The sequence below is a fragment of the Photobacterium atrarenae genome (assembly GCF_024380015.1).
Lineage (GTDB): Bacteria > Pseudomonadota > Gammaproteobacteria > Enterobacterales > Vibrionaceae > Photobacterium > Photobacterium atrarenae.
Map to the genome: position 1 here is coordinate 1,450,444 of NZ_CP101509.1, position 12,094 is coordinate 1,462,537.

Genomic DNA, 12,094 nt, shown 5'->3' on the forward strand with positions numbered 1-12,094 from the left:
ATGTCATATAACCCCATCGCCATCATCGGCATGAGCTGCCGTTTCCCTGAAGCGAATGATATCTCTCAATTTTGGGAAAATATCAGAAATGGAACTAGTGTGATTCAGGATTACTCTCAGCAAGATTTCCTTGGTGAGCGGATTGACCCTATAGTCTGGCGTTCTCCTGACTTTGTGAAAGCAGGGACTAAGGTCGATGGGGTTGCAAATTTTGACCATCAATTTTTCCAATACTCTTACCACGAAGCTGAATTGATCGATCCCCAACAACGTTTATTTCTAGAGGCTTGTGTTCAAGCTTTAGAAGACGGCAACTATCCTTACGCTTTATTACCCAAGTGGCAACAAGCATGCGTTGGCATTTTTGGCGCAACACGCCAAAGCAGCTATGAAAAATACCTGCCAACAGCATATGCCGAACAAGTCACCACGCCAACAACGATGTTGCAATTGCTTGGGAATGACAAGGACTATTTGGCGACTCGGGTGTCGTATAAGCTTGGTCTGACAGGGCCCGCTTTAACTGTTCAAACCGCATGTTCAAGCTCTCTTGTAGCCGTTCATTATGCGTGCCGCAGCCTTCAAAATGATGAGTGTGATATGGCTTTGGCGGGCGGTGTTGGTATCTCTTTCCCTCAAGGGTTGGGTTACTATCGTCAGGAAGGTTCTATCTTTGCCGATGATGGCTGTTGCCGACCATTTGGTGAAAAAGCAAGTGGTATTGTGACAGGGAATGGTTTAGCCGTGGTTCTTCTTAAGCGATTAGAAGATGCAATTGCTGATAATGATCAAATCCATGGTGTTATTCTCGGCTCTGCGGTCGGCAATGATGGCAACGACAAAGTCGGTTTTACTGCACCCAGCGGCTTGGGGCAACAAGATGTGATTCGCCAAGCGCTAACAGTTGCGGATGTATCAGCTGATGAAATCGGTTTAATAGAAGCTCATGGTACCGGGACTTTAATTGGTGACCCGGTCGAAATCAACGCGTTGACTAGTGTTTATCGTGAAGAAACTCAGCGAAACCAGTATTGTGGCATTGGCTCCGTTAAAGGAAATTTGGGCCACTTAGAATCTGCGGCTGGTATTGCCAGCCTTGTTAAGGCGACACTCAGTGTACGGGATGCTGTTTTACCTCCTACCTTGGGCGCAACGCCGACTAACCCTCATTTAAAACTGCAAGATACTCCATTCTTTATCATTAATGACACCCAACCTTGGAAGCAACCAGGGCGACGGCTGGCCGCTGTTAGTTCATTTGGGATTGGCGGTACAAATTGTCATATGATTATTGCTCAACCGCCAGGCCACACGCCTGGCTGTCAGCAAATTGATGATGAAATGCATACATTGTTGGTTCAGTCGCATTCCAATAAGACGTTAGAAAAAGGGCGTCAGCTTTATAGTGAGACTTTAAGTCGTGAAAGTGCTGACTCTGTTGCCCGAACGGCAGTATTACGTCGTACTCCTGAGCGCTACCGTGTGGTCGTTAGTGGTAAAAACAGAGAAGAATTACGTGAAGCACTGGCGCATGCCGTGATAAGCAAAGTCCCGGAAGATAATCACGGGCTTTGGATATTCAGCGGCCAGGGAAGCCAGGTTGCCGGAATGGGTAAGCGATTATATAGCCAATGTGCTGAATTTCGTCGTGTTGCTGATAGTTGCTGTGAATTGTTTACTCAGCATGGCGTGGCGAATATAAAAGGGGAGATGTTTGCATCATCCGATACTTCCGGCCTGGATCAAACAGACATCACTCAACCAGCTTTGTTTACTTATCAATATGCCCTGGCACAACAGTTGCGTACATGGGGATTAAAACCTAAAGCGGTGTTAGGCCATTCCATTGGTGAGTTTGCGGCTGCGGTTGTGGCGGGCTTCTTGACTTTAGAAGCGGCGGTGGCAATTGTTGCCCGTCGTGGGCAACTGATGCAGAGTCAAACAGCAGACGGCGCAATGGCGGCTGTGAATATGTCGCCAATTGAGTTTGAGACGATTGGGGCGAACTGGCCGGGGGTATCAATAGCTGCTGTTAATCACCCGGAACGTATTACTATCAGTGGAGATAGGGCTTCAGTAAGTGAGTTTGTTGATGTTTATGCAGACAAAGCCAAGATGTTGTCTGTCTCAAAAGCATTCCACTCACACAGTATGGAGACGATTAAAGCTGAATTTTTATTATCGCTTGAGGAAAATAGTTCCCCAACGACAGATACGTCTATTGAGTTTATATCGACTCTGACCGGGCAGCCATTGAGCGTCAGCGAAATGGATAAGGAATACTGGTGGCATCAGCTGCGCCAGCCGGTTCTGTTTGCTCAAGCGCTGAAGAGTGCAAAGAAATTTTTACCTGAAGTGATTGTTGATTTAGGTCCGGATGGCAGCTTCGCGCGCCTTGCCCGTCATCAAGGATTATTTAGTGATGACGTGCAATTCTTGGGAATTCAGAAAGGCGATAAAGAGTTTGCTTCTATATTAGAGATCGTTACGCGGTGTGGCATTGATGAACCTTTGAAGGAGTATTACAACCAGCACTCGGCACCTTGGGTCAGGATCCCGACCAAACAATTTGAAGCATCTCGCGTTTGGCCTGATAAAGATGAGTTGGCGTTGCCATCGCTAAAGCGTGTTTGTTGGAAACCGCAATCATCACTGCTATCTAACATACGTCAGGCAAGTAAAACGGTTGATGGTTTACGTATCTTGCTCATTGGTGAGTATCAGTGTGATGTCTGGTTAAAACATCTATCGTCTTTCGATTTTCAAACAACCAGTATGTCGGATTTGCATGAAGAGAAGGACTTATCTGGCTTTGATTTGGTGATTTATCTGCAATCTCCTGTCTCTGACAACAAGCAGTTGGCTGCCAGCTTTGATGTTGCGACGAAAGAGCACTTGCAGTTGCTACATAGGGTGCATCTTCACGCGTCATTGCCACTTATTTCTATCCTGCCGAGAACGTTGTCAGTAAATGGTGGTTCCAGTGAAAATAACTGGACATATGCTGCATTAACTTCTCTCTATCAGGCCGCGTGCAATGAAGAGCAATCTAAACGTTACCTGTGCTTGGATATCGACTCTGAAGAGTCTATTGCCACAGCTTGTGGAATGTTAAATCAATTGCCTGGTTCAGGCCCTGTTTTGGCATTACGCGGAACCAAGTTTTTTGAGCCTGTTGTTGAGCCTACTCGTGCTTCATCTCTTACGCCGATGGTGATGACAGACAAGGATACAGCATTAATTGCTGGCTACGGTGGGCTTGGTCAGTTAGTCGCAACATGGCTTTCAGGGCAAGGTATTAGACGCTTTGGTTTATTGCTTCGCCGCCCTTGTTCGGCTGAGCAACAGAAAGAAATTGAAACGTTACGTGACAGGGGGGCAGAAGTTCAGGTGATTGTGGCTGATATTTGTGAGCCACAAGCACTAAAGCTGGCGTTGAATAATCACAATATTAGCCCGACACTGGTTTACCATACCGCCCACTCCGGACAAGACTTTTCTGTTTTTGATGCTGAAGAAGAAGCCTTCAGTGAAACGCTACGAGTCAAAACTCATGGTGTTATGGCGTTAGCAGAAGCAACAGAAGCATGTTCGCTCAAACAGTTTTGTTTGTTTGGATCGATTGTCAGCTGGTTGAATAGCCCATTCACATCAGCATATGCAGCTGCGAACCGTTGGCAGGAGTATGCTGCAATGGCGCTACAAGCGAAAGGCTTGCCTGCCGTTACTGTTCTTTGGGGGCCATGGGATTGCGGTCTAACCCAGAAAAAACAAATTGTCGATCAAATTGAGGCTAGCGGACTGAGTTTATTAAATCCTGATATTGCACTGAATGTATTAGGGATGACTAATGCTCATGGGCTTATGGTGTTCGAGAACCGTGAGCCTGAGTTTAGCCGGGCATTAGAAAAATTGGTTGCAAGTTCGTCGATGTTCGCTCGCTGTATTGAACACGGCATCGAAGAGTCAGCGAATCAAGATTTCATAAGAACAGTGGATAGTGGCGTACTGACACCGAGCCAACTGGCTGATTTACCTGTAGAAGAACAGCAAGAAAAGCTACGGGCCATGGTAAGTAATTTCGTTGGGAAATTGCTAAAAATCGATGCTCCAGTACCAGAACAGGCATTTCCGAGTTTAGGTCTGGATTCATTGCTTTTGATCGAATTGATATCAACGTTACGAAACCAGTGTGGGTTTGAAATCTCGGTGCGGGATGCATTTCAGTATGACAGCGTTGCTGCTTTGAGTGCTTATTTACAGAAGCAGTGCCAAAAACGTGGCGATATCGCTTTCTCTGCCGCGCAGCAAAGCAGTGCAGTGATGATAGAACTGGATACTGAAAATCGCTATGCGCCATTTCCGCTAACAGATCTGCAGCAGGCATTTTGGATTGGACGTAACGACAGCCTGGAGCTCGGTAACGTTGCATGTCATCAGTATATTGAAATCGAGCTTGATAATTTACATCCGGAGCGATTAGAGCTGGCGTGGAATCGACTCATTCAGCGTCATGAAATGATGCGCTGCATTATTTTAGAGTCCGGCCAGCAACAAATTTTGCGGCAGGTTCCGCATTATCAGGTTGCAGTCAGTGATATGCGTTACTTACCAGATGATGAGTCTGAACAGCAATTGAGCGCTCTTCGGGAAAGGATGAGTTATCAGGTGATGGACCCTTCTCAGTGGCCGTTGTTTGAGCTGAGAGCTTCTTTGCTGCCTGGGGGAATCACTCGTATTCACTTAGATATGGATCTGCTGGTATTTGATGTTCAGAGTTTCCGGATAATTTATGGCGAGCTCAATCAATTACTGAAAGAACCTATGGCTGAGCTACCAGCGTTGGAGCTTTCGTTCCGAGATTACGTGTTGGCGGAATCTCGTCAGCGAACAACAACTGCGTATATACAATCGCAGTCATTCTGGAAGGATAAAGTCGAGACCATGCCTGGTGCACCGCAACTGCCATTGCGTTGTGACGCTGAGTTATTAGCTAAACCGACTTTCAGAACGTTGGATCACCGTTTGTCTCCAATGCATTGGGAGCGTTTTCAGCAACAGGCAAAAGCTCGTGGTTTAACGCCGAGTGCTGTGATGCTTACTGTATTTACCCAAGTGTTGGCCCAGTGGTGTAAATCGCCTGCGTTTACGTTAAATATCACGTATTTCAACCGGAAGAATGTCCACCCTCAGGTGATGTCTGTGTGTGGTGATTTTACATCACTAATGTTGCTTCCGGTTGAGTTTGATGGCAATGAAAAATTCACAGAAGCAGCGCAACGTACTCAGCAGGAACTGTGGGATGCTCTGGAGCACCGCGATTACAGTGGTATTCAGGTCATGCGGGATATGGGGCGAGTCAACTCTGCGGCGGCAGACCAAATCAACATGCCTGTAGTATTCACCAGCATGATTGGAATGGACTTTGACGATCCATCCCAACCGGATTGGGAGCTGATGAGCAAGCAGGTGTTCCAAATTAACCAAACACCTCAGGTATGGCTGGATTATCAGGCAACCGAATATGGTGGTGCTTTGGTTAACCGTTGGTTTATTGTTGATGAAATCTTCGAAGCCCGTCTGATTGAAGGATTATTTGCAGCATATACAAGTCAATTGGAAAAACTGGCGCGGGAACCTGAATGCTGGGACAACTTAAATAGTGATTCTCGGGATGAAAAAGACAGGCAACTGTTGGCCAATGTTAACGATTGGCAGCAGCCTTATCCTGGGTCGACATTGCATGACTGTTTCTTAAAACAGGTGGAATTAACACCCGAAGCTCCGGCAGTACTGACACCGACAAGTGAGCTAACTTACCGGGAGTTAGCGGAAAAGAGTCAAATTGCCGCGCGTGCCATACAGCAGCATAAAACAATAAATGCAAAGAATGTTGTTGTCTTGCTTCCTAAAGGAGACCAGGCGGTGATCGCAGCATTAGGTGCCATGATGGCGGGCTGTGTATATGTGCCGGTGAACCCGGATTATGACAATATGCGTTTACAGCACGTGTTGGCTGAGGTCGATCCGGTTTTGATCCTCTGTTCAGAGTCAATGTCCGGTCGCTTGGTTGAACTCACTAACGCAGTGTGCTGCTCCTTAGAAAAACTCCTTGATAGAGGTGAATTAATCAGTACAGCGTTGCCGGTTGTTTCTCCCGATGATCTTGCCTATATCATTTTCACCTCAGGAAGTACCGGAACACCGAAAGGCGTTCTCCTGGATCATCGTTGTCCACTTAATACCCTGTTGGCGATGAACCATGTCTTTGCCGTTGGTAGCAGACAAAGAACGTTATCACTGTGTGCATTACATCATGATATGTCGGTGTACGACATTTTTGGCATGCTGATTTCTGGCGGCGCTGTAGTGATGCCGGATGCAAAACAGCATTTTGCATCTCATTGGTTATCTTTGATGAGTATGCATAAAGCGACTGTCATCAATAGCGTTCCGGCCTTGATGCAGTTGCTTGTTGAAGCCGCAGAAAACGACGAACAAGGTAAAGAACACTTGTCAAGGTTGAGCAAGGTTATGCTTGGCGGAGACTGGATCCCGCTGACTTTGCCGGATCGAATTAAATCGTTTGCACCGAACTGCGATATTTACAGTATTGGCGGCCCAACAGAAACTGCTGTGGTATCCAGCTGGTATCACATTGAATCTGTTGATAAAGAGTGGGAAAGCATTCCTTATGGCAGACCGTTGCCTAACCAACACCTTGAACTCTTGAATGCCGCCGGACAACCGGTGCCAGTTGGTGTGGCAGGGGAAATTTGTATGGGGGGGCTGGCTATGTCTCAGGGTTACCTCAACGACTCGGAGATGACAGCGAAAAAGTACCGTGTTGATCCTTATTCTGGGCATACCCTTTATCACACTGGCGATTTAGCGGTTCTGGATTCTGATGGTGTGATGACATTGCTTGGCCGAATGGATAACCAGGTGAAGATTAACGGCGTTCGCATTGAGCCGGGAGAAATTGAGAGCACTCTCGAGAAGCATCCTTTGGTTAATCAAGCGGTTGTTTTAACTCACAATGATCGTTTGCATGGCTTTGTTACACGGTCGCAAGAGAGTGTGCGAGATACCGAGCAAAGTGCTTTAGCTGATAGTGAATTGCTGAGAATAAATGACATGTGTTGTCAGCAAGTTGATGCAGAGTGGCAAGCTTTAGAGCTGGGCGGACAAGTTTCCTGCCAGGTGATCGCGGATGATTTTGTTCCACAGAGCTATGAACAGCATTATCAAGAGATGGAGCTGCTGAGTACTTTGGTTATGCGTTATGCATTACATCAAAGTGGTCTGTTTGAGCGAAAGGGACAGAGTTGTCGTCTGGCTGATTTGGTCAGCGAACTGAATGTTTGCGACAAATACTTGAAGATCTTGCAAAGCTGGCTCTCGGTACTTTGTCAGGACGGTTATTTTACTCTTGAGGGTGAAAATATCGTCTGCCTAGAACCATTAAAGGCTGAAGAACTCAACGGCCTGAGGGAAAAGATTGCTTCTGATATCGTCGAAGGAAAACCTTATCAACAGAAGTTCTGGCGATTGTATCTGGGTTGTGTTGATCGAATTGAAGAGCTTCTTCAGGGGCATTTTAACCCGCTCGATCTGATGTTTGAGCAAGGCCAAACTGACTTTGTAGAAAGCTGGTACGAAGACAATCCGGTATCGCAGCACTTTAACCGCGTGGCAGCTGACGCAGTTGAGGCACTGGTCAATGCCAAACTTAAAGGTACAACATTCCGCGTGCTGGAGTTTGGTGCAGGGATTGGCAGTGCTGCGCGCCAGGTGCTGCCGCGATTACCAGCGGATAATTGTCAGTATGTATATACCGATTTGTCTGATTATTTCTTTGCCCATGCCAGGGGTAAATTTGCTGACTATCCATTCATTGATTTTCAGTTCTATAACATCAACGAAGATCCGAGTCTGTTTGGTTTGGAGGACGGTGGTTTTGATTTAATCATTGGTGCCAATGTTCTCCATGATGCTCATGATGTCAATACATCAAGTCGTTTGCTTAAAAGACTGCTTAAGCCGGGAGGTGTTCTACTGCTTATTGAAGGCACATGTAACCCACGCTTCCAGATGGTGAGCCTCGGTTTTGTTGAAGGGTTGTCTCACTACGAAGATATTCGTCTGGATACGCACTTACCAATGTTATCGGCAGAGACATGGCAGGCAACACTGAGAAAGGTCGGCTTTCCCAGAACAACTCAGTTCCCTAAGCAGGGAGAAGTCGCCGAGTGTATGCGTTATCACCTGATTGCGGCACAAAACACAACTACAGTCACTCATTTCGATACTGCTGCGTTAATTGACTGGGCCGGAGAGCACCTTACCAGTCAGTTGGTACCGCAACAGATACTCGCATTGGATAAGTTTCCTTTATCTGCTAACGGCAAAGTTGATCGTCAGCGCCTACAGCAGTGTTTAACACTGAATACTGATAGAAAACTTGCCACAGATTTCAAAGAGAGCATACCGCCATCCACTGAAACAGAATGCACTTTGGCACAGATCTGGGGAGAAGTGCTTAATTATGAAGTTACTAATATTGAAGCAAATTTCTTCCTGTGCGGCGGTGACTCTTTGTTGATGACCAGGATCAGTGCCTTGATCCGTGAGCATTTCAATGTAACGCCATCGCTTGGCCAGTTACTTCGTATGCCAGAGCTCAGACAGCAAGCTGCATGGATTGAACATCAATATTACTGTGAAGTGGAAGACGTAGAGGAAGGGTTCTTGTGATAGAGAGTGAACAGCGAATGGATATGCATGATCTGAAGCTGGTGCTGGATAAACGTAATATTCGACTGTCGTTAGAGGGTGAGCAACTCAAATTCTCAGCGCCTAAAGGGGCGATGAGCGAAGAGATTAAGCAAGCGATTAGGTTTCATAAGCCGCGTTTGCTCACTGAACTAAAAATGGAAAGTTTACCTGAGCTGTCTGGCATTACCAGACATGTTGGGGATACCTATCAGCCTTTTCCGATGACACCTATTCAACAGGCTTACTATGTGGGGGAATGCGGGGGGTTGAAACAAAGCACGCTTCCCTGCTTTTATCATGAGTATCGCTTACATGACGTGGATTTGGGGCGTCTTGAAGCCGCAATCCGTGCTTTGATCAGGGATTTTCCCGTTTTACGCCTGAAGTTTTTTGAAGATAACCGCCAGCAAGTGGTTCCATGGAATGATGATTGGCGCCTGGATATCAGGGATTTTAGACAGAACTCAGTTGATGAATGTAATGCGGTGAGCATAGACCTAAAGCACCAACATTTGAATGAGTTACCTCCTCTGGATAGCGGTCAGCCGTTTCGGTTTACCGTAATCAGGCGGTCTGATTCAGATCGTCTTTTAGTGACTATTCGACTGAATATTATTGATGGCCCCTCGCTGGCGATGTTGTTGCGGGGCTTGGTAGCACGTTATGGAGATCTCGACGTTGGACTGCCTGAAGGAGCGTTAGAGTATCGCGATTATGTCCTGGCAACCCAAAAGCTAAAGAACACGCCAAATGCGGCTATCAGTGAAGAGTATTGGGAGAGAATGCTACCGCTATTACCATCTTCTCCTGCATTACCGCAAACGGGGAAATCGCGCCAACAGGCAGTATTTCAGCGTCACTCTCGTCACTGGGAAATGGATAAATGGCAGGTATTTCGTCAGACTGCGAGTAAACACGGAGTAACGGCAAATGCCGCACTACTGGCTGTTTACACCACTGCGTTGTCCCGATGGAGTAGTGAGCCGTCTTTTACCCTGAATGTATTGGCGAATTTCCGTCCTTTCACCGACCCTGAGCTAAAAAGTATGGCTGGTAACTGTAGTAATACAGTACCAATTGATAGCCATTCAACTTCAACGTTTATAGAGCAAGTGAAGCGTTTACAGAACTGTCTGACAGAGCGTTTGGAGCATGCAATTGTGCCGGGTGTTGAATTGATGCGGCGTATTCAGCAAGCAAGCGCCAGTGAAGATCCAGTGTTGCCGTATGTATTTACAAGTGGATTGCAATCCGGGCAATTGGCTGAAGTGTTACCGGATATGCATCGGTTTGAGCTGTTTGACAGTCATTTGCAGACTCCTCAGGTTTGGCTTGATCACCAGGTAATTGAAAATCATGAAGGGTTAATTTGCTATTGGGACTGTGTCGAGGAAATTTTTGAGCCAGGCATTATTGAGGGTTTGGTAGAAAAATCGTCACACATGATTGATGCATTGATTGCTACTGAGTCGGCATGGCTGGAGCAATACCCGGGTGATAGTGCGAACCAATCGCTAAAACCTTGGGTCACAGGGCCTGAAGTGGCGTCAGATAAGCTGTTATGCAGTGATTTTATCGGTCAGGCCAAGCTTACTCCGACACGTACGGCTGTTCAATTTGGTAGTCAAAGCATTTCTTATGGTGAGCTGCTGAGTAAAGCCCGGACTGTCGCCGCTGGGCTTGCCGGCCGAGGGGTGACTGAGCACGATATTATTGCTGTTCAGCTTCCCAAGTCGATTGAACAAGTTATCGCCCTTTACGGTGTTTTACTCAGTAATGCCGCTTATTTACCGCTTTCTGTTCATTGGCCTGAAGCGCGAGTAGATCACATTGTGCAAGCCAGTGGAGCTAAGTTGCTGGTATCACAAAGTGAGCAGTTCCTGGAGCAATGTGTTTCGATTCAAACGTTATTAGAAGCGAAAGATCAACCTCCGGTTCTGATAAATAACGGCGAGAAATTGGCTTACGTTATTTATACCTCGGGGTCCACGGGAGAACCTAAAGGGGTCATGATCACTCACAGTGCAGCACTTAATACGATTGAAGATATTAATCGTCGTTTCACTATGAATGAAAATGACAGAGTTCTTGGTGTCAGCGGGATCTATTTCGACCTGTCAGTACAAGATATTTTCGGCACGCTAAGTGTTGGGGCTACTTTGGTTCTGCCGGATGAAACCGAGCGTCCAGAGCCTTCAGAGCTTATTGAGTTATGCCGAACGCAACGCATCACAGTGTGGAACTCAGTACCTGCCATTCTTCATATGCTAACGATGATTTCGGAGCCAGATCTTCCGGCACTGTCGTCATTGCGGTTAATTATGCTCAGTGGAGATTGGGTCCCACTGCCATTGGCAAAGCAGTTAAAACAAGCGTGCGCTCAGGCTGAGCTGATTTCATTGGGCGGTGCAACCGAAGCTTCTATCTGGTCTAACTGGTTTAAAATTGAAAATATATCTCCGGAGTGGCGCTCTATCCCTTATGGCTACGGCCTATCTAATCAACAGCTTTATGTTTTGGATAGAGAGGGGAAAGAATGCTTAACAGGGGCAATTGGTGAAATTCATATTGCTGGTGCCGGCTTGGCGCTGGGCTATTTGAACGATCCGCAGCGTACGGCAGCGCAGTTCGTTGAACATGTTTCCGGGCAAAGGTTGTACCGTACCGGCGATCTGGGGCGTTATTTTCCTGATGGCGCTATAGAGTTTCTTGGAAGAAAAGATGCTCAGGTGAAGATAAATGGTTTCCGTGTGGAACTAACCGAAATTGAAACCCAGCTTACGCAAGTTGATGGTATTGAAAATGCGGCCGTTGTGGTGCATCGCAATGAGTTTGCCGGGGCTAATTTACTTGCTGTTTATTCTGGCTGTTTATTGGATGAACGCCTTATTTCAAAAAAATTAGTGGCTCAATTACCGGGGTACATGGTTCCTGTGCGCTTTATTTGGTGTGAGTCATTGCCAATTAGCCAAAACGGAAAAATTGATCGTGAACAGGCACTGGCGATAGCGCGGCAATTTATTGAGCAAGAAACCTTAAATCAAGCCGATGCTGTTCATTCTGAGCAGCATGAGGTAACGAATAAACTTATTGTGATTTGGCAAAGTTTATTTGATGCAGTCTCAGTTAACGAGCAATCACATTTCTTCAGGTTAGGTGGTAACTCACTGCTGGCAGTTCGACTTTCTAGTGGTATAGAGAAAGCATTCGGCTGTCGTTTATCTCTGCACCAGTTGTTTAGCTCACCTTATCTTTATGAACAGTCTGAGCTGATATTAGCCCGGATATTCGAGGATGTGGCAAATGTGGAGTGATA

General features: G+C 46.5%; 2 protein-coding genes. Both read left to right on the top strand.

The annotated features are described in order from the left end of the window. Positions 1-8,757, top strand: coding sequence for a non-ribosomal peptide synthetase/type I polyketide synthase (locus tag NNL38_RS22610; RefSeq protein WP_255391120.1), 8,757 nt, complete (start codon positions 1-3; stop codon positions 8,755-8,757). Positions 8,758-8,774: 17 nt separating this feature from the next. Continuing rightward, positions 8,775-12,092: a non-ribosomal peptide synthetase gene (locus NNL38_RS22615; protein WP_255391121.1), complete on the top strand. Its 3,318-nt coding sequence runs from the start codon at positions 8,775-8,777 to the stop codon at positions 12,090-12,092. The last annotated feature ends 2 nt before the right edge of the window (positions 12,093-12,094 follow it).